Source organism: Uliginosibacterium sp. 31-16 (assembly GCF_030730865.1).
Lineage (GTDB): Bacteria > Pseudomonadota > Gammaproteobacteria > Burkholderiales > Rhodocyclaceae > Uliginosibacterium.
The window spans coordinates 597,185-621,786 of the sequence record NZ_JAVALZ010000003.1; the positions used below are offsets into that span (position 1 = coordinate 597,185).

A 24,602-nucleotide genomic window follows, 5' to 3' on the forward strand; every position below is an offset into this window, starting at 1 on the left:
GATGTCCGCCCGGAGTGTAGATCAGGATCGCTCAGTGTGCGGAGCTTGCTGCCGGAGCTTCGCCCGTTGCCTTGTGCGGTGCGTGCGGATGCCAGCCAACTACGGCCATCATCACCGCGAAGCCGACCACATACGCCAGTACCACATGCCAGCCGTGGCGCAGCCACTGTCCGGCGGATTTGGCCTCCGGGTACATGTTTGACAGCGCCACGCCGGCCGAGGAACCGAACCATAGCATCGAGCCACCAAAGCCTACGCAATAGGCCAGCACGCCCCAGTCGAAACCGCCCTGGCGGATCGCCAAAGCCGTCAGCGGGATGTTGTCAAACACGGCCGAGACGAAGCCCAGACCCAGCGCGCTCATCCACGAAGCGGGCGGCAAACTCTCCACCGGCATCATCGAGGCTATCACCACCAGCGAAAGCAGGAAGATCGAGCCCTTGAAGGTTTCCGGCATCAGTTCCCAGTCGTGACGGCGGACTGGAATGGTGATCAGGATTGCCACCCAGACGGCGGCGCCAATGAAGGGGAAACTGTCCGAAATGTCGGCGAACTTCAGGTTCACCACGATGTTGGTGCCCATCGCGAGAACGAGGATGGCTGCGACGATGCCGACCCGGGCCCAGTCAATTTTCGTGTGGGCGTGGGTGTTCTTGAGGATCGGCGAATAGGCGTGCTGCTGTTTGGCGGCAAAGTAACCACAGAAAATCAGTGCGACCACGGCTGCGGCGTAAGCATGGAACACGTCGGCGGGCGAGATGCCGTCAATCCACATCATGGTGGTGGTGGTGTCACCGACCACGCTGCCCGAGCCACCGGCATTCGAGGCGGCAACGATGGCTGCGAGGTAGCCGATGTGCACCTTGCCCTTGAACAGCTGATGCGCCATGGCGCCACCAATCAGGGCGGCAGCAATGTTGTCGAGGAAGCTGGAGATCACGAAGACCATCACCAGCATCATGAAGCCGCCTTTCCAGTCGTCCGGCAGATATTTTGGCAGCACGACCGGCACATGGCTCTTCTCGAAGTGACGGGCTAGCAGAGCGAAGCCCATCAACAGGCACAGCAGGTTGGCGAGCGTGACCCACTCGTGCTGCAGATGCAGGCCCAGTCCCACGAAACCTGTGCCGAACTTGAAGCCGGTGAAAACCAGCTTGTAGGTGGTGACGGTGATCAGGCCGGTAAGCGCTACCTGCAAGGTGCTGTTATGCAGCAGGGCCACGCCAAGCAGCGTGCAGGCAAAGATGAAAAACTCCAGCGGGATGCCGGCAATGGCCGGGCCACTGGCTGCAAAGGCAGCGGGTGAGGCGGCAAGCAGGCAGAGCAGGGCAGCGGCGCGCAACATAGGTGTCGGTTTCATGGTGATGGCGAGCGATTTGAAAGAAGGGTGCCTGAAGAAGAGCAAAGGACGGGCCTGTGCGGGCTGCTTGCGCGCAGATCAAGGCCCTGTCTGGTTTTCGTGGAAAAGGCTGACGCCAGCGGCGCAGCCTGTCTGTCATCTTTGCGACATTATCCCATGCTCTGGCGCGAGCTTTGCTGCGTCACCAGGAATGCTGCCATGCCTCAGACCAAGGTGATGCCCAGCTTGCCAAAGAGCTCGGTGTCACGGTCCGCATCCGGGTTGTCGGTCGTGAGCAGGCGGTCTCCCGAGAAAATCGAATTGGCGCCGGCGAGATAACACAGGGCCTGGGTTTCGTCGCTCATCTGCTGGCGGCCGGCGGACAGGCGCACATGGCTCGTCGGCATGGTGATGCGCGCGACGGCGATGGTGCGTACGAACTCGATCGGGTCCAGCGCCGGCACTTCGGCCAGCGGGGTGCCGGCAATCGGCACCAGACCGTTGATGGGCACCGACTCCGGCGCCGGGTTCAGATTGGCGAGCTGGGCGATCAGCACCGCGCGGGCGCGGCGGTTTTCGCCCAGGCCGACGATGCCGCCGGCGCAGACCTTGATGCCCTGGTTGCGCACCTTGTCGATGGTCTCCAGCCGGTCGTCGATGGTGTGGGTGGTGACGATCTCGCTGTAGAACTCGCGGGCGGTGTCGAGATTGTGGTTGTAGTAGTCCAGCCCGGCCTCCTTGAGGCGCTCGGCCTGACCGTCTTTCAGCATGCCCAGCGTCACACAGGTTTCCAGCCCCAGTTTCTTCACCTCGCGCACCATCTCCAGTACTGGCTCCAGATCCTTTTCCTTCGGGCTGCGCCAGGCTGCGCCCATGCAGAAGCGCGAGGCACCCTTGTCCTTGGCGGCCTGGGCCATCTTGAGCACTTCGTCGAGGCTCATCAGCGGCTCGGCTTCGAGGCCGGTCTTGTAGCGCTTGGATTGCGAGCAGTAGCTGCAGTCTTCGGAACAGCCACCGGTCTTGATGGACAGAAGGGTGGAGCGCTGTACGGCATTGGCATCGAAATGCTTACGATGCACCTGCTGGGCGCGGAAGATCAGGTCGCTGAACGGCAGCTCGAAGAGCTCGGCAACCGCGTCGGTGCTCCATTCCCCTTCGCGGACTTCGGCCGGGCGGTGGAAGGCGATGGCTTGCTCGGCGCTGACGCAGGAATTCATGGAACGACCTCTGGAGTTTGAAAACAGCCGGGCATGATCCGGGAAAGGCTGAAAGCTTGTCAAACCGCATTTTCGATGCGTTGGCGTATGTCCTGGATGCGGCCATCAGCACCGCATGGCCGCGGGAATGCTTCGTGTGCGGCGAAGCGGCGGGCGCTTTTGCCGTGTGCCATGCCTGTGAGCCAATACTGCTGCGGCTTCCCGCGGCGGTCTGCCCGAGATGCGCGCTGCCAGCCCCTGTCGAAGGTATGCTCTGCGGAGCCTGCCAGCGTCGCCCGCCCTGTTTTGATGCGACCCGCGCGGTCTTCGTTTACACCCATCCGGTACGCGAAATGGTGCTGGCGCTCAAGCATGGACAGGGCTTCGTGTTGCTGGACTGGCTGGGGCAGGCAATGAGTGGGGCGCTGAACGGGCTGAAGGCGGACTGCATCATTCCTACGCCCTTGCATCCGCGGCGTCTGGCGGAGCGGGGGTTTAATCAATCTGGCGAGCTGGCTCGCCGGGTGGCGAAAACCTGCGGTTTGCCACTCTGGCGGGAAGCTGTTGTGCGAGATGTGGATACGCCAAAATTTGCGGGCATGCGTGGCAAGCAGCGCCGTCGGGCCGTGCGTGGCATATTCCGCTGTGTGGAAGATTTCAGCGGCCAGCATGTCGTGCTGCTGGATGATGTGATGACCAGCGGTGCGACACTTGATGAACTGGCGCGCACGCTCAAGCAGCGTGGTGCCGTGCGGGTGACGAATCTCGTGCTGGCGCGGACCCTGCGTGTGCCCCGCAAATAGCCTCGGGATGCTGCGTGCGGCGTATCGACGGAAATGAACGGCCCGTTTCGGTTGCGGTGCCCGGCTGTCAGGTGTGCCTTCTCCGGGCCGGAGGCGCCGAATTCTCCGCCGCGGCGGTCGTCACGGTGAGTCCCGGGGATGCGATAATTGCGGCATGTTTCATATCGTCCTGCACAAACCCGAGATTCCCCCGAATACGGGCAACATCATCCGTTTGTGCGCCAATACCGGCGCACATCTGCATCTGGTTGAACCTTTGGGGTTTGATCTCAGTCACAAGCAGCTGGCTCGCGCTGGCATGGATTACGCTGAACTGTCGGTGGTCAGTCGTCATCCGGATTGGCAGAGTTGTCAGGTGGCGCTGGCCGGGCGGAGGTTTTTTGCGGTAAGTACGCGCGGTGGTGTGCGTTACGATTCCGTTGCATTTCTGCCAGAGGATGTGTTTGTGTTTGGCTCGGAATCCGCAGGTTTGCCACCTGAAGTCTTGGCCGGATTTCCGGATCAGCAGAGGTTGCGCTTGCCAATGCAACCGGGCGTTCGCAGCATCAACCTGTCGAATACGGTGGCCATTCTGGCCTACGAAGCCTGGCGACAGAAAGGCTTCAGCGGAGGAGTCTGACTGTCATTAATGCCTGAATCGGCATGTTTGTTGCAATGGCACACCGCCAAATCGATTGATTTATGTCATCGCGACGGAGCACCGGCGCGGTAACTGTCGGAAAACTTGATTACACTTCATCGGGCTGATGCGGGTCTTCCGCGCCGCAGGCCCTTGTTTTGCAGGAACTGGACACATGAATAAAAAATGTCGGGTCGCCCTTTTTGGCGAGTGCATGATTGAACTGCGTGGCGAGATGTTTGGCACGATGCAGCAGACTTTCGGTGGCGACACTCTGAATACTGCTGTCTATCTGGCACGTCTGGGGGCCGATAGCGGCATTCAGGTTTCTTACGCCACCCAGCTGGGCACCGATGCCTTCAGCGCCAAAATGGTTGAAGCCTGGGAAAAAGAAGGGATTGATACCCGCATGGTGCGCAGGGTGGAAGGCAAGATGCCCGGGCTCTACACCATCCAGGTGGATGATTCGGGCGAGCGCACTTTTTTCTACTGGCGCGACATGAGTGCGGCCAAGGACTTTTTCGTTGGCCAGGAACACAACAGTCTGCTGGAACAGCATATCGACGAACTTGATGTGCTTTATTACAGCGGAATCAGCCTTGCGGTGCTGCCAGATTCCGGCCGGGAAACGCTTTTTCAACTGGCGGATCATCTGCGCAAACGCGGTGGCAAGGTCTTTTTCGATAATAACTACCGCCCGCGCGTCTGGCGTGGCGATCCGAATACCCAGGCGTGGTACGACCGTGCTTTTGCCAATGCCGACCTGACTTTCATCACGCTTGAGGACAATGCAGCGCTCTATGGTCTGGATGAAGAGTCCGCCTTGGCGCATGCATACTCGCTGCCCTGTGAAGAGGTGGTGATCAAGCGCGGTTCTGATCCGACACTGATTCGTGTGCATGGTCAGGAACCGATCATGGTGCCGACCTTCCGCGTGGAAAAGGTGGTGGATACCACGGGAGCAGGGGATTCATTTGCTGGTGGTTATCTGGCCGCCCGCCTTGCTGGTCAGCCGCCGGAAATTGCCGGACGCTATGGCAACAAGCTGGCTTCGATTGTTGTTCAGCATCCTGGTGCGATCATTCCGCTGGCGGCGATGCCGGTGTTTTTCTTTGGCTAGACTGTAGAACTGCTGCATGAGGCGAACTCGGGTCTCTGGGAAACGGCGTGCATGCGCCATGCCCTGCGTCCTGTTTTCGCCTTCTCCACACCAATTCATGCTGGTTTTAGCGGTATGAAATGCAAGGATTGGCGCAGCTAATCCGGGTTTACATCTTCTTGAGTTGTCAGGCAACTTGATCTAGTATGCGGCAAATTTTCCCGATTTGTCAGGCGTATTAGCCTTTGCTTCTTCGGCCGATCCGCGTGGCTCCATTTCAGACAGGAGTTCGTTCATGGCTGTACTCAATCGCTCGACCCTCGCCACTGCCAAGGTGCGCGCCGAATTCAAGCTGGACGCTGCCGCGGGGAAGGCGCCTGTGCGCATCCTGCAGATCGGCGACGGCAATTTCCTGCGTGGTTTTGCCGATTGGCTGATCGATGTCACCAATGGAGCGGGTCTGTTCAATGGTCGTGTAACCATTGCCCAGCCGCTGGCACGCGGCATTGCAGACCTGATCAATGCACAGGATGGCCTGTTTACCGTGCTGCTGCGGGGTGTGCAGGGCGGACAGACGGTTGATTCGCGTCGCATCGTGAGCTGCGTCGACAAATGCCTGAACCCCTACGCCCAGTGGGACGAGATGATCGCCTTGGCCGAGGATCCCAGCTTGCGCTTCGTGATCTCGAACACCACCGAGGCCGGCATTGCCTATGTGGCCGAAGCGCAGAGCAATGCCTGTCCGGACAACTTCCCGGCCAAGGTCGCCAGTCTGCTGTGGGCGCGCTTCCAGAAACTCGGCGGCAGCGCCTCTACCGGCCTTGTCTTCCTGCCCTGTGAGCTGATCGAAGCCAACGGCAGCAAGCTGCGCAGCACCGTGTTGCAGCATGCCCAGGCCTGGGGTTTGCCGGCAGCCTTCGTTGAGTGGGTTAACGCGCACAACCATTTCTGCAACACGCTGGTCGACCGCATCGTTCCGGGCTACCCGGCGGCAGAGGCCGAGGCGCTGTGTACCGAGCTGGGTTATACCGACAAGCTGCTGGTGGCCGCTGAACCCTTCCTGCTGTGGGTGATTGAAGGTCCGGCGCATCTGGCCGAAGAGATTCCGCTGCACAAGGCCGGGCTGGATGTGGTGTGGACCGATGACCTGCAACCGTACCGCACGCGCAAGGTGCGCATTCTCAACGGCGCACACACGGCGTCCTCGCTGGCGTCCTATTGCGCCGGGCTGGATACCGTGCAGCAGATGACCGAAGACCCGGTCGTGTCGAAGTACCTCAAGCAGGTGATGTTCGAGGAAATCGTGCCCTTCGTGCCGCTGCCCGATGCCGAGCGCAAGGCCTACGCTGACACGATCATGGAGCGTTTTGCCAATCCGCACATCCGTCACGAGCTGATCTCGATTGCCCTGAACTCGGTTTCGAAGTGGCAGGTGCGAGTGTTGCCGACAGTGAAGGATTTCGCCAAGGCACACGGCAAGGCACCGGCCGGTCTGGCCTTCTCACTGGCGGCGCTGCTGAATTTCTATCATGGCCAATTCGACGCCCAGGGCGAATTTGTCGGTCAGCGTGAAGCCGGAAACTACCCCATTCGTGACAACGCCGATGTGCTGGCGGCCCTTGCTGAAGCCTGGCGCGGCTGGCAGGCCGGTGAAGCGCTGAGCGCCCGCGTGCACTCCATGCTGGGAGATGTCCGGCTGTGGGGTGAAGATCTGAACGCGGTGGCTGGCCTGACCGATCAGGTTGTTGCGGCACTGACTGCCATCAAGGCCCGCGGTGTGAAGGCCGCGATGGCCGAACTGGCCTGAGGAGATACGAATATGGATGCTTCCATCGCCATCCGCCTGCATGCCAACGATGATGTGGTGATCGCCACGCGTCAGCTCATGCCGGGCAACACGATTCCTGGTGAAACCTGTACGGTGCGCGACCTTGTGCCGCCTGGCCACAAGGTTGCTGCGCACGACATCAAGGCGGGCTCACCGGTGCGCCGTTACAACCAGATCATCGGTTTTGCCAAGGCCGACATCGCTGCCGGCCAGCACGTCCATGTGCAGAACCTCGGGGTAGCCGATTTCGAGCGTGATTACGCCATCGGGACCGCCCGTTTCGATCCGCCGAAGCTTGCTCAGCCCGCCATGTTCAAGGGTTTCAAACGTGCCAATGGCAAGGTCGGTACGCGCAACTATATCGGCGTGATCGCTTCGGTGAACTGTTCGGCAACGGTGGTGCGTGCGATTGCCAACCACTTCAGTCGTGATCGGCTGGCCGCCTTTCCGAACATTGATGGCGTGGTGCCGATGCCGCACCCGCTGGGCTGTGGCATGAACAGCCAGGGTGAAGGCATGCTGGCACTCAAGCGCACCATGCTTGGCTATGCCCAGCACCCGAATTTTGCTGGTGTGCTGTTTGTCGGGCTGGGTTGCGAGATGAACCAGGTGCAACCCCTGATCGAACAGATCGGCATCTACCCGGAAGGCATGCTCGGCAGTGTGAACATCCAGGAGCTGGGTGGCACCTCGAAAGCCATTGCCAAGGGCATCGAACTGGTCGAAGCCATGTTGCCCAAGGCCAATGCTTTCCAGCGCGAAGAGGCTCCGATCAGCCATCTGACCATCGGCCTGAATTGCGGTGGCTCGGACGGTTATTCCGGCATTACCGCCAATCCGGCACTCGGTGGCGCGGTGGATATGCTGGTGGCGCATGGTGCGACGGCAATCCTTTCGGAAACGCCTGAAATCTACGGTGCTGAGCACCTGCTGACCTGTCGTGCGGCGAACCCGGCGATTGCCGAAAAGCTGATCGGCCGCATCGCATGGTGGAAGCACTACACCAGCGTGAATGGCGGCGAGATGGACAACAATCCCTCGGTCGGCAACAAGGCGGGCGGGCTGACCACGATTCTTGAAAAGTCGCTTGGTGCTGTTGCCAAGGGCGGCACCACGACCCTGCAGGGCGTGTATGAGTACGCTGAGCAGATCGATGCCAAGGGCTTCGTGTACATGGATACCCCGGGCTACGATCCGGTTTCGGCAACGGGTCAGGCTGCCGGTGGTGCGCAGCTGATCTGCTTCACCACCGGGCGTGGTTCGGCCTTTGGCTGTGCCGGCGTGCCGACGATCAAGCTCGCTACCAACAATGCCCTGTGGAATCGCCAGCGCGAGGACATGGACGTGAATTGTGGCGACCTGCTTGATGGGGTGCCGATGACCGAGATCAGCCAGCGCATCTTCGATGCGATCATCCGCTACGCATCGGGCGAAAAAGCCCAGAGCGAGAAACTTGGCTACGGCAACGACGAGTTCCTGCCCTGGATGATTGGTGCCGTAATGTAAGACGGCAGGTCTGAAGAGCGGCTTGTGGAGCCGTTCTTCAGGCTTCATGCGGCAAGATGCCCGCCGCTATTGGCTGAGCGGGCAGAGGGGCTGAAAACTTCCGTCAGTAGCCGCTCTTCAGTCCGGTCGCCCCTGAAACGACAAAGCCGCCTGCGGGCGGCTTTGTCATGTCCACGGAAGTCGGCTCACTCCGGCTTTTTCTTGCCTTGCTTGTTGGGGCAGTCCGGCTTGATGCATTCGGCGTACAGATACATGGCGTGTTCGCGCACCTTGAAGCCTTTTTCGGCGGCAATGGCGTTCTGACGGGCCTCGATTTCGGGATCGAAAAATTCTTCCACGCGGCCACAGTCGACGCACATGATGTGGTCGTGGTGGTCGCCCTTGTCGAGTTCAAAGACGGCCTTGCCGGTTTCGAAATGATGGCGCTTGAGCAGGCCGGCCTGCTCGAACTGGGTCAGCACCCGATAGATGGTGGCGAGACCTACATCCAGCTCCTCGGCCAGCAGCAGACGGTAGACGTCTTCCGCGGAGAGGTGGCGCTCGGAGGTGCGCTGGAACAGGTCGAGAATCTTCAGGCGAGGCAGGGTAACCTTCAGGCCAGTTTCCTTGAGGCTTTGCGGTGGGGGCATCACTGTCTCCGGGTGGGTGGGGCTAGGGCCCGTATGATATAGTCCAGCCGTTCGTCTTGGAACGTGTCCGGGTGTGCGCACCCCCGATTGTTGATGTCACGAGAGCCCGTCCGTATGGTTTTGCGTACCGTTTTTCTGTCTGCAGCCGTTTGTCTGCTGACTGCTTGCTCCTCCAACACGCTCACCAACCTGGTCAAGCCTTACCGCATTGATGTGCGCCAGGGCAACGCTATAACCCAGGAAATGCTCTCGCAGCTGTCGCCAGGCATGAGCCGCGAACAGGTCCGTTTCGTGATGGGCTCGCCTTTGCTGGTTGATGTGTTCCATGCGGACCGTTGGGACTATGTCTATCAACACTCTGTCGGTTACGCTGAACCCGAACGTCGCAAGGTTGCACTGTTCTTCGCCAATGACAAGCTTTTGCGCGTAGAGGGCGATGTGGTCGCCGGCGCGGGTGAAGTGCCGATTGCCCCGCGCGTGATCGACATTACTGGCCCGGCTGCCACACCGGCTTCTGCCAAGCCCTGATTCCATCGGGGCGGTCTGCTACTGCCCCTGTTTAAACCCCGAGGATTACCCATGACTGTCAAGGTCGCCATTGCCGGAGCCTCCGGCCGTATGGGGCGCATGCTCATCGAAGCCGCCCTGCAATTGCCCGAAGTCACGTTTGCGGCTGCGCTGGATCGCGCCGACAGCCCCTTCATCGGCCGTGACGCAGGAGAGCTGGTTGGCAATGCCTGCGGGGTGGTAATTACGGCCGATGTAGACGCCGCACTGGCGGTTGCCGATTGTCTGATCGATTTCACCCGCCCGGAAGGCACGCTGGCGCATTTGCGCATTGCACGTCGCCTCAAGCGCGCCATCGTGATCGGTACGACGGGCTTCAGTCCGGAAGAGAAGGCGCTGATCGGCGAAGCCGCGCGCGAGATTCCGGTGATGTTCGCGCCGAACATGTCGGTCGGCGTGAATGCCGTATTCAAGTTGCTGGATGTGGCGGCAAAAATCCTGGCCTCCGGCTACGACGTGGAGGTGTTTGAAGCCCATCACCGATACAAGGTGGATGCACCGTCGGGTACCGCCTTGCGCATGGGCGAAGTGGTGGCGGATGCACTTGGACGTGATCTTGGGGAATGTGCCGTGTATGGCCGTGAAGGGGTGACCGGTGAGCGCAAGCCGGAAACCATCGGCTTTGCCACGGTGCGTGGTGGTGATGTGATTGGCGACCATACGGTGATGTTCTGCGGTCTGGGCGAGCGTGTGGAAATTTCGCACAAGGCCAGCAGCCGCATGCCCTATGCCACCGGAGCCTTGCGCGCTGCAGCCTTCCTGCAAGGTAAAGCCAGCGGCCTCTACGACATGCAGGATGTACTCGGCCTGAAGTAAGCCTGCACAGATCGATGACACCGACGGCCGGATTTCCGGCCGTTTTGCTTGCGGGAGCCTCAAGAGAAGACGGCTTTCGTCCGTAAACTCCGGGAGAGTTATCCCTTTCGCCATCTTCCGGAGCCCGCATGGCCCGCCGCCGCCACGAAGAAGAACATGAAAACCACGAACGCTGGATGGTGTCCTACGCGGATTTCATCACCTTGCTGTTCGCGTTTTTTGTGGTGATGTATGCAATCAGTTCGGTCAATGAAGGCAAGTACCGTGTCCTGTCGAGTTCGATGATGCAGGCCTTCCGCAGCGCATCCAATGAGCAGGGAAGTGCGATGCTTACCCCTGTGCAGGTTGCGGGCTCGCCAGTCGTCCAGATCGTGACGCAGCAACCCAGAGCAAATCCTGAAGCAGAAGCCCGGCGCGCCGAATTCCGTCAGAGAATGCGCAACATGGCAGAGGATGTGAAGCGTGTGCTGGAACCCCTGGTGGCGGGCGGCCAGGTGCGGGTGACTGAAGGGGTGAACGGCATTTCGATTGAAATCAATGCCAGTGCCCTGTTCAAACCAGGCGAAGCCTTGCTCGGCATGGAGGCGAACCGGGCCTTGCGTGCTGTCGCCGAAGTGATCGCGGGGGGAGACTTTCCGATCAAGGTCGAGGGACACACCGACACTCTGCCCATCAGCACGCCGTACTTTCCTTCCAACTGGGAATTGTCTTCCGCTCGGGCGTCTTCAGTCGTGCGTCTGTTTGTCGAGTCCGGCGTGGCGCCGGGACGGCTGACGGCGGCGGGCTACAGCGATCAGCGTCCGGTGGCGGACAATGCAAGCCCGGAGGGGCGAGCCCGCAACCGGCGGGTGACCATCCAGGTGGAATCGATGGCGCCAGAGATTGCCAGTGCACCGTCGACGACCACTGAAGTTGAAAGCAATCCGCGGATGCGTACGGTGGACGGTGCGCTGGGGATTCCGGAGAACATTCGTCTGGTGCCACGTAACGAGCAATCCACACCTCCCTGAAGAGCCGCCTGTGATGGGTCTTTCAGGGCATGCATGCTGGAGAGCGCCGCTGGATGCGGCTCTCCAGTCACCTAGGAATTGATGCGTACCCACCAGCGCCGCCAGAACAGGGCGATGATCAGGGCCAGTCCGGCGGCAACGATCAGGGCCAGTACGCGCAACCAGCCATCCTGTGCGTCCAGCCAGGGAATGTAGTGGAAGTTCATGCCGAAAAATCCGGTCAGCAGGGTGGCCGGGGCAAAGACGGTGGTCACCACGGTCAGCATGCGGACCTCGGCATTCAGGCGGTTGCTGACTGAAGACAGATAGATGTCGAGCAAGCCGCCGATCAGTTCGCGCAGCGAATCGAGCTGTTCGATCACATGGACCGTGTGGTCATACACGTCACGGAAATACAGTTGAGTCTCCGGCAAGAGCAAGCCGGTGGGCGTGCGCTGAACGCTGTTGAGGACTTCACGCAATGGCCAGACCGCACGGCGGATCTCCAGGGTTTCGTGCTTGAAGTGGTTGATGTCCTCAATGCTGTGGCGATCTGCGCCAGCCAGGAGGTTTTCCTCCAACTCCTCGACGTCGATGCTCATGGCTTCTACGACCACAAAATATTGGTCAACCACAGCATCGATCAATGCGTGCAGCAGGCCGTCGGGGCCGGCTGAGCGCAGATTGCCGATGCCCTTGCGCAGGCGGTTGCGGATCGGGTCGAACAGGCCTGACGAACGCTCCTGAAAGCTCAGAACGAAGTCCCGTCCCAGCACCAGGCTGATCTGGTCGGATGAGGCGTCGTGCTGCACGCTGTCGTAGCGAAAGGCGCGCAGCACGATGAAGACGTAATCCTCGTACTCGTCAAGCTTGGGGCGCTGGCGGGTGTTGGCGATATCTTCGAGTACCAGTGGGTGCAGCTTGAAGCGTTTGCCGATTTCCTCCATCACACGCGGGTCGTGTACGCCATGCACGTTCAGCCAGATCAGCCGATGCTGACGCTGATGCTGGCGTGAGGCTTCAAGCGTATCGAAGGTGATTTCGCGCAGGCTGTCGGCGTTGTAATCGAAGAGACTGAAGCTGGTCTGATCGACCTTGATTTCGCCAACATGAATGATGCTGCCCGGCGCCTGGCCGGCCTTGGAGGCATAAAACGTACGGTTCCGTGTGGCCTTGCGTTCACGACCTTTGTGCATAGCGTCATCCAGAAATGGGCAGACCACAGTATCATGCATGCCCTGCCGCCTTGCTGGCATCAGGGGGATGCACCGATTTTACAAGGAGAGCCGCTTGCGATCAGCAAATTGCGCAGAATTGCAGATCGCAGCAATGGTAGAGGCAATACGTGGAGTGTGCATGACAGTGTGGGCCTCGCAAAGTCTCAATGCCGGACTTCTTCTGTAAAACGTGAATGTCGTAGCCTGTCAGCTGCCGAAGCAGCCATGACTCGCCGCAGCACCATCAAGAGGGCAGACCTGTTTGCCGCCGGATGCCGTCGGCAGGCGTTCGTTGTGTGGGTGATCAACAGGCTGAAACGAGCGCAGACAGCTGATATGGAGCGGATTGTCGTGCTCCCGAACGGATGACGGTGCACAGGGTTTGTTTTCTACTATCTAGATAGACCGTCGGTAATGGAGAAAAGAGAATGTCACTGCTTATAGGGGTGCCTCGGGAGGTTTTCTCGGGGGAGAAACGTGTTGCGACCGTTCCCGAGGTCGTGGAAAAGCTGATCAAGCTGGGTTTCAGGGTTACGGTCGAAACCGGCGCTGGTGATCTGGCCAATTGCAGTGATGATGCCTACCGTGCCGCGGGTGCCGAGATTGCCGAGAACGCAGCGAAGCTGTGGTCCGGTGCTGACATCATTTTCAAGGTGCGCGCCCCGAGCGATGAAGAAGTCGCGCTGATGCGCGAAGGCTGCACCCTCATTTCCTTTATCTGGCCTGCCCAGAACCCGGAACTGATGCAGAAACTGGCGGCAAAGAAAGTCACCGTGCTGGCGATCGACGCGTTGCCGCGCCAGCTCTCGCGCGCACAGAAGATGGATGCGCTGACCTCGCAGGCCGGTGTGGCAGGCTATCGTGCCGTGATCGAGGCCGCGAATGGTTTCGGCCGCTTCTTCAATGGCCAGATCACCGCTGCCGGCAAGGTACCGCCGGCAAAGGTCTTCATTGCCGGTGCCGGTGTGGCCGGTCTGGCAGCAATCGGTACGGCTGCGGGTCTGGGTGCCATTGTGCGCGCCAACGATACTCGCGCGGAGGTGGCTGATCAGGTCAAATCGCTCGGTGGCGAGTTCGTCAAGGTAGATTATGAGGAAGAGGGCTCGGGCGGCGGCGGTTACGCCAAAGTCATGTCCGAAGGCTTTCAGCAGGCCCAGCGCGAGATGTATGCCAAGCAGGCGCGTGAAGTCGACATCATCATCACCACTGCGCTGATCCCGGGCAAGCCCGCCCCCAAGCTCATTACCGCCGAAATGGTGCAGTCGATGAAGCCGGGCAGCGTGATCGTCGATATGGCGGCCGAGCAGGGCGGTAACTGCGAGCTCACCGTTCCAGGTGAAGCCGTGGTGCGCCATGGTGTGACCATCATTGGTTACACCGATCTCGTGAGCCGCCTGGCCAAGCAGTCTTCCACGCTGTACGCGAGCAACCTGTTCCGTCTGACTGAAGAGTTGTGCAAGACCAAGGATGGCCTCATCAACGTCAATTTCGAAGACGATGCGATCCGTGGGCTGACCGTCATCAAGGACGGCGAGATTACCTGGCCGGCTCCTGCACCGAAGATTCCGGCGGCGGCCGCCAAGCCTGCTGCTGTGGCCCCTGTGGCGAAAAAGTCGTCGCATGGACACGGTGAGCCAAGCGAGCCGATGTCGGCGAAGAGCATGGCAATCATGTTTGCAGTGGCCGGTGCGTTGTTCTGGCTCGTCGGGGCCTTTGCGCCGGCTGCTTTCCTTGGTCACTTTACGGTCTTCGTGCTGGCCTGCTTCATCGGCTACATGGTGGTGTGGAACGTGAAACCTGCGCTGCACACGCCGCTGATGAGCGTGACCAATGCGGTCAGCAGCATCATCGCGATTGGTGCGCTGGTGCAGATTGCTCCCCCGGAAGTTGGCAGTGTTGCCCGTCCCGATGAAGTGATCCGCTGGCTTGCCATCGGCTCCATCGTGCTCGCTACCATCAATATGTTCGGCGGCTTCGCCGTCACCCAGCGCATGCTGGAAATGTTCCGCAAGTAAGGGGAAGAAAAACATGTCTGCAAGTCTGGCTACCGTCTCCTACCTCGGGGCGACCATTCTTTTCATCCTGTGTCTGGGCGGTTTGTCCAACCAGGAGACCGCGCGTCGCGGCAATCTCTACGGCATGATCGGCATGACCATTGCAGTGCTGGCAACCGTTTTCGGCCCGCGTGTGGCGACGTTGGGCCTGCCCTGGATCGTTGGCGCCATGGTCATCGGCGGGGCGATCGGTGTCTATCTCGCGCGCGTCGTGAAGATGACACAGATGCCCGAACTTGTTGCCTTCATGCACAGCCTTGTCGGTCTGGCTGCCTGTCTGGTCGGTTTCGCGAGCTACATCGATACCTCGATTGCCTTTACCGGCGCCGAGAAGGCCATTCATGAAATCGAGATCTACGTCGGCATCCTGATCGGTGCGGTGACCTTCTCGGGCTCGGTGATCGCTTTTGGCAAACTCTCCGGCAAGATCGGCGGCAAGCCGATGCTGCTGCCGGGGCGTCACTTCATCAACCTGATCGGTCTCCTGATCGTCATCTATTTCGGCTACGCCTTCCTGCATGCCGAAACGGTGGATGCCGGCATGCTGCCGCTGATCGTGATGACCGTGGTTGCTTTGCTGTTCGGTATCCACATGGTCATGGCCATTGGCGGAGCCGATATGCCTGTCGTGGTCTCGATGCTCAACAGCTACTCGGGCTGGGCGGCTGCGGCCACCGGTTTCATGCTGTCCAATGACCTCCTGATCGTAACCGGCGCGCTGGTGGGCTCTTCTGGTGCGATCCTGTCCTACATCATGTGTTCGGCCATGAACCGCAACTTCATCAGCGTGATCGCGGGTGGTTTCGGCTCCGATGGTGGTAGCCCGGCGCCGAAGGCGGCGGGCGCTGCGGCCGAACCGGTTGGCGAAGTCAGCCCGATTCTGGCTGCAGAAACCGCCGAAATGCTGCGCGATGCCAAGAACGTGGTGATCGTGCCGGGCTACGGCATGGCGGTTGCGCAAGCCCAGCATACGGTGTTCGAGATCACCTCCTATCTGCGTGAAAAAGGCGTGAATGTGCGCTTTGCCATCCATCCGGTGGCGGGCCGCATGCCTGGCCACATGAACGTGCTGCTGGCTGAAGCCAAGGTGCCCTACGACATCGTGATGGAAATGGATGAAATCAACGAGGATTTCCCGGAGACCGACGTGGTCATGGTGATCGGCGCCAACGACATCGTGAACCCGGCCGCTCAGGAAGATCCGGCCAGCCCGATCGCCGGCATGCCGGTGCTCGAAGTCTGGAAGGCCAGGACCTCGATCGTGATGAAGCGCTCGATGGCTTCCGGTTATGCCGGTGTTGATAATCCGCTGTTCTACAAGGACAACAACCGCATGCTCTTTGGCGACGCCAAGAAGATGCTGGATGAAGTGCTGGTCAGCCTGAAGGCCTGATCCGCATTTTGCCGTTCAGCAGAAAGCCGGCCTTGTGCCGGCTTTCTGCTTTTTTGCGTGGCGCGGTATAGTTCCGTCCCATGAATACAGCCATTCTAAAAATCGCCGTCGCCCAGCTCAACAGCACCGTTGGAGACCTGCGCGGCAATGCAGCGAAAATCGGTGCCGCAGCGCACTCGGCCCGCGACGCGGGGGGCCATCTGCTCGTGACGCCCGAGCTTTCACTGTGCGGCTATCCGCCTGAAGATCTGTTGCTGCGCGAAGACTTCTATTTTGCCTGCGAGCGCGAACTGAGCGCCTTGGCGACGGCCTGTGCCGGGATTGACGTTCTGGTAGGTCATCCTCTGTTTGCCGATGGCGAGGCGTATAACGCAGCGTCCCTCCTGCGCGGAGGTCGTGTTTTTGCGACATATCGCAAAAATCGCCTGCCCAATTACGAAGTCTTCGACGAAGTACGTTACTTCGCTTCGGGCGAAGAAGCCTGTGTTGTTGAAGTGCAGGGCGTGCGTGTAGGCATCAACATCTGCGCCGATGTGTGGGAGTCCGGCACTGCCAGTGCAGCCCGCGCGGCAGGTGCTGAAGTGTTGCTGGTGCTGAATGCCTCACCTTTCCACATGGACAAGCACAGCCAGCGCCTCGATGTGCTGCGCGAGCGTGTCAGTGAAGCCGGCATTGGCGTTCTCTACTGCAACCTCGTCGGTGGTCAGGACGAACTGGTCTTCGACGGCGGCTCCTTTGCACTGGATGCGAATGGCGCACTGAGCTACCAGGCACCGGCTTTCGAAGAGCGCGTGGATATCGTCGAATACACTGCGGGGCATTTTCACAGCCCGGTGAAGGTGGCGCGCGGCAGTGTCGAGGCGGAGGTGTATGCCGCACTCACGCTCGGCGTTCGCGATTACATTGGCAAGAATGGTTTTCCCGGTGCCATCCTTGGGCTGTCGGGAGGCGTGGATTCGGCGCTGACGCTTGCCATTGCTGTCGACGCATTGGGTGCGGACAAGGTGCGTGCGGTGATGATGCCGTCGCCCTACACGGCGCAGATGAGCCTGGACGATTCGCGCGAGATGGTGCGTCTGCTTGGCGTGCGCTACGACGAACTGGCGATCCAGCCTGCCATGCAGACCTTCGAGGACATGCTGACGCCTCTGTTCGAGGGCCGGGTTGCAGATACGACCGAGGAGAACCTCCAGGCACGCATCCGTGGCATGAGCCTGATGGCGCTTTCCAACAAGTTCGGCAGCATCGTTCTGACCACCGGCAACAAGAGCGAGATGGCTGTTGGCTACGCCACATTGTATGGCGACATGGCCGGCGGCTTTGCGGTGATCAAGGATATCCTCAAAACCTTCGTTTACCGCCTGTGTGCATATCGCAACGGGATTGCGCGGGTGATCCCGGAGAACATCCTGACCCGCGCACCCTCGGCTGAACTCAAGCCCGACCAGAAGGATCAGGATTCACTGCCACCCTATGAGGTGCTCGATGCCATCATCGAAGCCTACATGGAGCGCAACGAATCGCCCCGCGAAATCATCGCGGCGGGTTACAGCGAGCACGATGTTCGTCGCGTGATCGGCATGCTCCGCCGCAACGAATACAAGCGCCGTCAGTCGCCCATCGGCATCCGTGTAACCCAGCGTGGCTTTGGCAAGGATTGGCGCTGTCCGATCACCAATCGCTACGCCGATGAATACTGAGCTGGCGCTTTGTTGGCTATACTTCCCGCAGACAAAACAAACACTGGAGACCATCCGTGAAGAAGATCGAAGCCGTCATCAAACCCTTCAAGCTCGACGAAGTGCGTGAAGCGCTGTCGGACGTCGGCATTGCCGGTCTGACCGTGACCGAAGTCAAGGGTTTTGGCCGCCAGAAGGGGCACACCGAGCTGTACCGCGGCGCCGAATACGTGGTTGATTTCCTTCCAAAGATCAAGGTGGAAGTCGTTGTTGTCGATGACATCGTCGATCAGGCCGTGGAAGCCATCATCAAGGCCGCCCATACCGGCAAGATTGGCGACGGCAAGATTTTTGTTTCATCGGTCGAGCAGGTCGTGCGCATTCGTACCGGCGAAACCAACGAACAGGCCATCTGAATTCCGCATGACGGGTTGCGCCAGGGCCCCGCTTGCGGGGCCTTGTTGTTTGCAGTCCATGCATATCGATCAGGAGCGTTGCCATGAGCCATCTCTTCTCTCCCCTCCGTCTGCGTGACATTACCTTCCCCAACCGTATCGCGATTCCGCCGATGTGCACGTATTCGGCGGAGAACGGCATGGCCGGTGACTGGCATCTTGCTCATCTCGGCTGTCGTGCCTCGGGTGGCGCCGGTCTGATCATCGTTGAGGCGACCGCCGTGACATCTGTCGGGCGTATCAGCCCACGTGATCTGGGTTTGTGGGATGACCGCCAGATCGACCCGATCATCCGCATGACACGCTTCATTCACCAGCAAGGGGCTGTCGCTGGTGTGCAACTGGCACATGCCGGGCGCAAGGGGGGCACCTGGGTTCCCGGTATGGGTGCAGGCACGATTCCGTTCGAGCACGGAGGCTGGCAGGTGGTCGCTCCCTCGGCGCTGGCTTTCGGGGAGGGTTTTGCCACGCCGCAGGCGCTGGATGAGACCGGCATCCAGCAGGTGATTGCGGAGTTCTCGGCTGCTGCGCAGCGCGCGTTGGTGGCAGGCTATCGAGTGGTCGAGGTGCACGCCGCGCATGGCTACCTGCTGCACCAGTTCCTCTCACCACTGGCCAATCAGCGCACTGATGAATACGGCGGAAGTTTCGAGAACCGAACCCGCCTGACCCGTGAAGTCGTCGCAGCCGTACGTGCCGTATGGCCCGAGCGTCTGCCACTTTTTGTGCGCCTGTCGGCGACCGACTGGGCCGAAGGAGGCTGGAACATCGAAGAAACAGTCGCCCTTGCGCGCATTCTTCGTCAGGAAGGCGTTGACCTGATCGATACCTCCTCCGGCGGCATGCTTCCAGTGGCCAGCATGCCTTTGGGGCCAGGCTATCAGACCGCATTTGCCGAACAGGTGCGACGTGAGGCCGGGATTGCAACCGGGGCTGTCGGTCTGATTACTGCGCCAGCACAAGCCGACCACATCATCCGCACACGCCAGGCCGACCTGGTGCTGGTGGGGCGAGAAATCCTGCGCGATCCTTACTGGCCGCTGCATGCCGCACAGGCTCTGGGGCAGGCTGCCAGCTGGCCCCAGCAATACCTGCGGGCGGCCCCGGCAGGCTCTATCCAGCGCGAAAGTCTCTAGAGGATCTGTCTGGATAGCCGCGTCCAGCAAGCCTCTCCGGCATTGTGTGCTGCAGATCCTCTTGTGGTCTGAGTCTTCGGCGTAGCTGCCTGAAGAAGTCCGCCTGTAGCGGCTTTTCGGCATGCGTCGGTAAATGACACGTGTTCCGACGCATTGGCAGAAATTGTCGAAAACCGTGATTTGTTCGACCGCTCATGAAAAAGCCCGCTTCAAGCGGGCTGAATCAGTGTGTGGTACCCGGGACGGGGATCGAACCCGTATACCTTGCGGCGAGGGATTTTAAGTCCCTTGTGTCTACCAGTTTCACCACCCGGGCAGGGTTGCGCATTCTACCTGAATGTCCCGTGCCGCAGGCCTCAGCTGTCTGCGCGTGGCAGGTTCATGTCGCGGCTGTGTGCGATCAGGCGCAAGGCCAGGCCAAACAGGAAGAGTGCCCAATGCGTGATGCCTCCGCTGGCGCCGAACTGGTGCGCCGCAAAGAGCAGCGTGGCGACGACGATGGATACGGTGCCGTAGAAGTCGCGGTGCAGGATGAAGGGGACTTCATTGACCATCATGTCGCGCACCAGCCCGCCGCCGACAGCCGTGATGAATCCGAGAAAGGCTACGCCAAACAGGTTCAGTTCCAGATTGAGGCCAAGCTGGGCTCCGGCGATGCTGAAAGCGACCAGGCCGATGGAATCGGCAATGATGAAGGCCCGCCGTAGGAAAAGCTGGCTGTGGCGGTGCAGCTTGATCAGCCAGGCAAATGCCAGGGTGGTGAAGCAGGCGGCGACCGGCCCTGCATCGATGAAAATGGCCGGCAGACGACCCACCAGGGCGTCGCGGATCAGCCCGCCGCCGATGGCTGTGAGCAACGCGAGGATGCTGATGCCAAGCAGATCGTACTGTTTGCGGGCGCCGATCAGGTAGCCGGAGATCGAAAACGAGATCGTGCCGATCAGGTAGAGCCAGTCGAAGGAGAGCAGATGGTTCATGAGCAAGGACTGAAAACGCCACTGCCCGGCGCGGGCCGGGCAGCGGGATGACAAGATCTCTCGGGTTTTAGCGCACGCCGGGTTCCGGCATCACGATATTGACTTCGAGTACTTCGTAGTTGCCCTTCTTCTCCAGTTGCACCTTGATGTCGTCGGAGCTGACCTTGACGTATTTGGAGATGACGGCGATCAGTTCCTTCTGCAGATCAGGCAGGAAGTCGGGCTGGCCCTCGTTTTCTGCACGCTGGTGAGCGATGACCAGCGTGAGGCGTTCCCGGGCGAGCTGGGCCGATTTGGGCTGGCTGCTGCCGAAGATTTTTTCAAGCCAGGACATGTCAGGCCCCTCCGAAGATGCGCTTGAGCAGGCCGGGCTTCTCGTAATTCACGAAGCGCATCTCGCGCTCTTCCCCGAGGAAGCGGGCGACCACGTCCTGATAAGCTTCGGCGGCTTCGCTTTCCTTGCTGTGGATCACCGGCGCTCCGGAGTTGGAAGCTTGCAGCACGGTTTCCGATTCCGGAATCACGCCCAGCAGCGGTACGCGCAGCAGTTCCTGCACGTCCTTGTAGGAGAGCATCTCGCCTTCCTCGACACGCTTGGCTGAGTAGCGGGTGACGATCAGGTGCTCCTTGACCGCCTCCTGTCCATCGCGGGCGCGGCGGCTCTTGCTTTGCAGGATGCCGAGGATGCGGTCCGAGTCGCGGATCGAAGAAACCTCGGGATTGGTCACCACCAGTGCTTCGTCGGCGAAGGTCAGGGCCATGATGGCACCATGTTCGATGCCAGCCGGCGAATCGCAGATGATGTAGTCAAAACCCATGTGCTCCAGATCCTTGAGCACCTTCTCGACGCCTTCTTCGGTCAGGGCGTCCTTGTCGCGGGTCTGAGAGGCGGGCAGCACGAACAGGTTTTCGCAGTGCTTGTCCTTGATCAGAGCCTGGTTCAGGTTTGCTTCGCCGTGAATGACGTTAACGAAGTCATACACCACGCGGCGTTCGCAGCCCATGATCAGATCGAGGTTGCGCAGGCCGACATCGAAGTCGATCACGGCAGTCTTGAAGCCGCGCAGCGCGAGCCCGGAGGCAAAGCTGGCGCTGGTGGTGGTCTTGCCTACGCCACCCTTGCCGGAAGTTACGACGATGATGCGGGTCACGGGGTTCTCCCTGATTTGATTGTTGTGTTCAGTCATTAGTCGAGTTGAATCGGTTCGAGTACCAGTGCCTGTTTGTCGTCTTCACCACGCAACAGGGCCTGGGCTGGTTTGCCAGCAATCTGGGCGGGAATGCCCTTTTCAAAAGTCCGGTAAACGCCGGCCACGGCGATGAGTTCGGGGCCGAAGTTGCTGCTGTAAATGCGCGCTTTCTTGTTGCCCGAGGCCCCGGCGAGGGCACGGCCGCGCAAGGGGCCGTAGCAGTGGATGCTGCCGTCGGCGATGACTTCGGCTCCATTGCTGACTGCGCCAAGGATGACCAGATCACTGCCCTTGGCGTAGATCTGTTGGCCAGAGCGGATGGTGCGGTCGACGACCATCGTGCCAGCCGCCATGGGAGCGGCTTGTGGCGCAGGGGCTGTGGAGACAGGCTCCGGGAGCGGCTCTGCAGCCGGTGCCGATGCGATGTCGCTCTCTGCCTGGAGTCTGGCGGCCTGTTCGGTGAGGATGGCGAGCCCGGCCTTGCGGGCGCTGGCGTGCAGATGCTCAGGCGCTCCGCGCAGGGCAACGGGCTGCAGGCCGTAACGACGCAGCAGACTCAGTGTGCCGGCCCAGTCCGCCTTGTCCGGGAAGTTTCTGGCCTGGCTGACATCGATGATTGTGGCCTCGCCGGCGAAGAATTCGCCCATGCCGCCGAGCATGACCTGCAGGGCGTCGGAGAGGCGCACATTGTCGATTTCGCGCAGTACGGCGCTCATGGCCGTGAGGCTGCCAGCCTTGAATTCGATGGGTTTGGCCATGGGCGGCACTGAAATCCGGGTTGATTAACCGCCCGAGTCTACTTTTTGAGGGCCTTTGGAGCAAGCCAAACGTGCCGGATGCCGCTTTCAGTGGGCCGGTAGCGTTTTGAGGAATATGCCGATCAGCTCGAAACCCTGCTCGAAGATGCTTTGCAGGACCGGCGCAAACGCGTTCAGCGAGATCAGGATGATCACCAGGCCAACGGTGGATGTAATCGGGAAACCGATGGCAAAAAGATTGAGCTGCGGGGCCGTGCGGGTCAGCACGGCCAGGGATATGTTGGTGATCAGCAAGGCGGTGACGATGGGCAGCGAGATCAGCAGCCCGCAGGCAAACGCCACGCTGCCGATGCGGGTGAGCATCAGCCAGGCTGGACCGGTGACCGAGACGCCACCGATCGGCGCCATCTCGAAGCTGCGGGCCAGCACGTCGATCATCAGCAGATGTCCGTTCAGCGCCAGAAAGGTCAGGGTGCTGAGCAGTCCGAGGAATTCGGCAAGCACGGCGGTCTGACCCGAGGAATTCGGGTCGAAGAAGGTGGCGAACGACAGGCCCATCTGCAGGCCGATGATGTCACCCGCAATATCCACAGCGCTGAGTACCATGCGCAGACCCAGTCCCATGCCGATGCCGATCAGGATCTGCTGTACGAAAACCGCCATGCCGAACCAGGTGCCGGGCTGAAGCGGTGGCGGCGGTGGCAGCACGGAGGCTATTGCTGCGCCGATGACCAGGCCGGCGACCAGTCGCAGGCGGCGTGGCACGACGGCACTGCCAAATATCGGGGCGGTGGCGATCATGCCCAGCACGCGCGCGACGGGATAGATCCAGGCCAGGAGCAGCGCGTCGAGCTGGGCGCTGGTGATCGAGAGCATGCGTCAGCCGATGAGAGTGGGTATCGCGATGAAGAGCCGGCGGATGTAGTCGGTGAGCATGGTGATCATCCACGGCCCGACCAGCAGCAGGGTCAGAAACATCACAACCAGCTTCGGTACGAATGAAAGCGTCACTTCATTGATCTGCGTGGCGGCCTGCAGCACGCTGATGATCAGACCGGTGGCGAGCGCTGCAGCAAACATGGGTGCGGCAACGAGCAATGCCACTTCAAGGGCGCCGCGGCCCAGTTCCATGACGGTGGTGGGGGTCATGCCTATCTCCTTTATCCGAAACTCTGTACCAGCGAAGTAACCAGCAGGGCCCAGCCATCGACCAGCACGAAGAGCATGATCTTGAATGGCAGCGAGACGATGACGGGTGACATCATCATCATGCCCATCGACATCAGTACCGAGGCGACCACCATGTCGATGATCAGGAACGGGATGAAGACGATGAAGCCGATCTGAAAAGCGGTTTTCAGTTCGCTGGTGACAAAGGCCGGCACGATCACGCGCATGGGCAGATCGGCAGCCTTGTCGACTTTGGGGGTCTTGGCCAGATTGGCGAAGAGCGATAGATCGGGTTCGCGGATCTGTTTGAGCATGAAAGCCTTCATCGGCACGCTGGCACGGTTGAGGGCTTCATCAAACTGGATCCGGTTCTCCGCCAGCGGCTGGTAGGCATCCTGATAGACCTTGTCGAGCACCGGCGACATGATGAAAAAGGTCAGGAACAAGGATAGCCCGAGCATCACCTGGTTCGGCGGGGAAGTCTGCGTGCCCAGCGCATGGCGCAACAGCGAGAAGACGATGATGATCCGGGTGAAGCTGGTCATCATCAGTATCACGGCGGGCAGGAAGCTCAGGGCCGTGAGCATCAGCAGGGTCTGCACCGGCAGGCTGTAGGTCGTGCCACCGCCGGCGGCCGGCGAGGTGGTCAGCGCCGGCATGGATTGAGCCGCGGCCAGTGCCGGTATCAGAGCCAGCAGCAGGGGCAGGGCAGCGAACAGGGCGCGTTTAATCTTCACGGCGACGCTCCAGCATCTGTTTGAGGCGGCTGGCAAACTCCCCGGCGCCGGGCATGGCGACAGGGGCCGGGGCGGCCGGCACCTCGTCGGCATCCAGTGCATGCAGGGCCGAGATGTGTCCCGGTGAGACACCCAGTACCAGCACCTGCTTGCCGATGGCGACAAGAACGACTTTTTCACGCGGACCGACGGCTGTTGCGCCGATGACGCGCAAGGCGCCGGGCTGGCTGGCGCGCGTCCCCTGCAGGCGTTTGAGCAGATACAGCCCGCCGACCAGCAGCGCGAGGGTCGCGCCCAAGCCCAGCAGCATCTGCAGCAGACTGCCGGCGGGAGAAGGCAGGGCTTCGGCGGCGAGCGCGGGAGCAGGGAGGAGAAACAGGAACAGGCGGATGTTCACGACAGTCACCGGGGGATTCGGGATGGTGTGAGCTTAGCCCCGCAGCCT

The 24,602-nt window shown here is 60.6% G+C and carries 25 protein-coding genes and 1 tRNA gene; 13 read left to right on the forward strand and 13 right to left on the reverse strand.

Annotated features, from left to right (window positions below):
• Positions 1-31: 31 nt before the first annotated feature.
• On the reverse strand, positions 32-1,360 hold the full coding sequence (locus tag Q9Q94_RS14500; RefSeq protein WP_305980824.1) for a citrate transporter: 1,329 nt from the start codon (positions 1,358-1,360) through the stop codon (positions 32-34).
• A 203-nt stretch (positions 1,361-1,563) separates the two neighbouring features.
• Positions 1,564-2,556 (reverse strand): biotin synthase BioB, encoded by a 993-nt coding sequence (gene bioB, locus Q9Q94_RS14505; RefSeq protein WP_305980825.1) that lies wholly within the window; start codon positions 2,554-2,556, stop codon positions 1,564-1,566.
• Positions 2,557-2,636: 80 nt separating this feature from the next.
• On the opposite strand from bioB, the gene Q9Q94_RS14510 reads away from it, so the two are divergent.
• From Q9Q94_RS14510 to Q9Q94_RS14530, 5 genes are all read left to right on the forward strand, one after another.
• Positions 2,637-3,338 (forward strand): ComF family protein, encoded by a 702-nt coding sequence (locus tag Q9Q94_RS14510; protein WP_305980932.1) that lies wholly within the window; start codon positions 2,637-2,639, stop codon positions 3,336-3,338.
• 154 nt (positions 3,339-3,492) lie between these two features.
• Positions 3,493-3,957 (forward strand): tRNA (cytidine(34)-2'-O)-methyltransferase, encoded by a 465-nt coding sequence (locus Q9Q94_RS14515; protein ID WP_305980826.1) that lies wholly within the window; start codon positions 3,493-3,495, stop codon positions 3,955-3,957.
• Between the two features lie 175 nt (positions 3,958-4,132).
• A complete protein-coding gene (locus Q9Q94_RS14520; RefSeq protein ID WP_305980827.1) occupies positions 4,133-5,077 on the forward strand; it encodes a sugar kinase in 945 nt (314 codons plus the stop codon).
• Between the two features lie 274 nt (positions 5,078-5,351).
• A complete protein-coding gene (locus tag Q9Q94_RS14525; RefSeq protein WP_305980828.1) occupies positions 5,352-6,863 on the forward strand; it encodes a tagaturonate reductase in 1,512 nt (503 codons plus the stop codon).
• 12 nt (positions 6,864-6,875) lie between these two features.
• On the forward strand, positions 6,876-8,390 hold the full coding sequence (locus tag Q9Q94_RS14530) for a UxaA family hydrolase (RefSeq protein ID WP_305980829.1): 1,515 nt from the start codon (positions 6,876-6,878) through the stop codon (positions 8,388-8,390).
• Between the two features lie 185 nt (positions 8,391-8,575).
• Here Q9Q94_RS14530 and fur read toward each other — a convergent pair whose 3' ends face one another.
• Positions 8,576-9,019, reverse strand: coding sequence for a ferric iron uptake transcriptional regulator (gene fur / locus Q9Q94_RS14535; protein WP_305980830.1), 444 nt, complete (start codon positions 9,017-9,019; stop codon positions 8,576-8,578).
• 114 nt (positions 9,020-9,133) lie between these two features.
• Between fur and Q9Q94_RS14540 the strand changes: the two genes are divergently transcribed.
• The 3 genes from Q9Q94_RS14540 (at position 9,134) to motD (ending at position 11,412) form a co-directional block, all read left to right on the forward strand.
• Positions 9,134-9,547 (forward strand): outer membrane protein assembly factor BamE, encoded by a 414-nt coding sequence (locus Q9Q94_RS14540; protein ID WP_305980831.1) that lies wholly within the window; start codon positions 9,134-9,136, stop codon positions 9,545-9,547.
• A 51-nt stretch (positions 9,548-9,598) separates the two neighbouring features.
• Entirely contained in the window at positions 9,599-10,402 is an 804-nt protein-coding gene (gene dapB, locus Q9Q94_RS14545; RefSeq protein WP_305980832.1) for a 4-hydroxy-tetrahydrodipicolinate reductase, read from the forward strand.
• A gap of 128 nt (positions 10,403-10,530) precedes the next feature.
• On the forward strand, positions 10,531-11,412 hold the full coding sequence (gene motD / locus Q9Q94_RS14550; RefSeq protein ID WP_305980833.1) for a flagellar motor protein MotD: 882 nt from the start codon (positions 10,531-10,533) through the stop codon (positions 11,410-11,412).
• Between the two features lie 71 nt (positions 11,413-11,483).
• Here the strand turns inward: motD and corA are convergent, their stop codons facing one another.
• Positions 11,484-12,587, reverse strand: a complete 1,104-nt coding sequence (corA, locus tag Q9Q94_RS14555; RefSeq protein WP_305980834.1) for a magnesium/cobalt transporter CorA — start codon at positions 12,585-12,587, stop codon at positions 11,484-11,486.
• A 449-nt stretch (positions 12,588-13,036) separates the two neighbouring features.
• Between corA and Q9Q94_RS14560 the strand changes: the two genes are divergently transcribed.
• From Q9Q94_RS14560 to Q9Q94_RS14580, 5 genes are all read left to right on the forward strand, one after another.
• On the forward strand, positions 13,037-14,623 hold the full coding sequence (locus tag Q9Q94_RS14560) for a Re/Si-specific NAD(P)(+) transhydrogenase subunit alpha (protein ID WP_305980835.1): 1,587 nt from the start codon (positions 13,037-13,039) through the stop codon (positions 14,621-14,623).
• Between the two features lie 13 nt (positions 14,624-14,636).
• A complete protein-coding gene (pntB, locus tag Q9Q94_RS14565; RefSeq protein WP_305980836.1) occupies positions 14,637-16,055 on the forward strand; it encodes a Re/Si-specific NAD(P)(+) transhydrogenase subunit beta in 1,419 nt (472 codons plus the stop codon).
• Positions 16,056-16,135: 80 nt separating this feature from the next.
• Complete coding sequence (locus tag Q9Q94_RS14570) at positions 16,136-17,755, forward strand: NAD+ synthase (RefSeq protein ID WP_305980837.1); 1,620 nt, start codon at positions 16,136-16,138, stop codon at positions 17,753-17,755.
• A 56-nt stretch (positions 17,756-17,811) separates the two neighbouring features.
• Positions 17,812-18,150, forward strand: coding sequence for a P-II family nitrogen regulator (locus Q9Q94_RS14575; protein ID WP_305980838.1), 339 nt, complete (start codon positions 17,812-17,814; stop codon positions 18,148-18,150).
• A gap of 83 nt (positions 18,151-18,233) precedes the next feature.
• A complete protein-coding gene (locus tag Q9Q94_RS14580) occupies positions 18,234-19,325 on the forward strand; it encodes an NADH:flavin oxidoreductase/NADH oxidase (protein ID WP_305980839.1) in 1,092 nt (363 codons plus the stop codon).
• Positions 19,326-19,556: 231 nt separating this feature from the next.
• On the opposite strand, the gene Q9Q94_RS14585 is transcribed toward Q9Q94_RS14580, so the two are convergent.
• The 9 genes from Q9Q94_RS14585 to fliO all read right to left on the reverse strand — a co-directional run bounded on the left by Q9Q94_RS14585 (position 19,557) and on the right by fliO (position 24,554).
• Positions 19,557-19,641, reverse strand: a tRNA-Leu gene (locus Q9Q94_RS14585).
• A 40-nt stretch (positions 19,642-19,681) separates the two neighbouring features.
• On the reverse strand, positions 19,682-20,302 hold the full coding sequence (locus tag Q9Q94_RS14590; protein WP_305980840.1) for a trimeric intracellular cation channel family protein: 621 nt from the start codon (positions 20,300-20,302) through the stop codon (positions 19,682-19,684).
• Between the two features lie 67 nt (positions 20,303-20,369).
• Complete coding sequence (gene minE / locus Q9Q94_RS14595) at positions 20,370-20,636, reverse strand: cell division topological specificity factor MinE (protein ID WP_305980841.1); 267 nt, start codon at positions 20,634-20,636, stop codon at positions 20,370-20,372.
• A 1-nt stretch (position 20,637) separates the two neighbouring features.
• On the reverse strand, positions 20,638-21,453 hold the full coding sequence (minD, locus tag Q9Q94_RS14600; protein WP_305980842.1) for a septum site-determining protein MinD: 816 nt from the start codon (positions 21,451-21,453) through the stop codon (positions 20,638-20,640).
• Between the two features lie 35 nt (positions 21,454-21,488).
• Positions 21,489-22,250 (reverse strand): septum site-determining protein MinC, encoded by a 762-nt coding sequence (gene minC / locus Q9Q94_RS14605; protein ID WP_305980843.1) that lies wholly within the window; start codon positions 22,248-22,250, stop codon positions 21,489-21,491.
• Positions 22,251-22,337: 87 nt separating this feature from the next.
• Positions 22,338-23,126 carry a flagellar biosynthetic protein FliR gene (gene fliR / locus Q9Q94_RS14610; RefSeq protein ID WP_305980844.1) on the reverse strand — a complete coding sequence of 263 codons (789 nt, stop codon included), beginning with the start codon at positions 23,124-23,126 and terminating at the stop codon, positions 22,338-22,340.
• A 3-nt stretch (positions 23,127-23,129) separates the two neighbouring features.
• Positions 23,130-23,399: a flagellar biosynthesis protein FliQ gene (fliQ, locus tag Q9Q94_RS14615; RefSeq protein WP_305980845.1), complete on the reverse strand. Its 270-nt coding sequence runs from the start codon at positions 23,397-23,399 to the stop codon at positions 23,130-23,132.
• Between the two features lie 11 nt (positions 23,400-23,410).
• On the reverse strand, positions 23,411-24,151 hold the full coding sequence (gene fliP / locus Q9Q94_RS14620; RefSeq protein WP_371929858.1) for a flagellar type III secretion system pore protein FliP: 741 nt from the start codon (positions 24,149-24,151) through the stop codon (positions 23,411-23,413).
• Complete coding sequence (gene fliO, locus Q9Q94_RS14625; RefSeq protein ID WP_305980847.1) at positions 24,147-24,554, reverse strand: flagellar biosynthetic protein FliO; 408 nt, start codon at positions 24,552-24,554, stop codon at positions 24,147-24,149. The genes fliP and fliO overlap by 5 nt, the downstream gene beginning before the upstream one ends.
• Between the last annotated feature and the right edge of the window lie 48 nt (positions 24,555-24,602).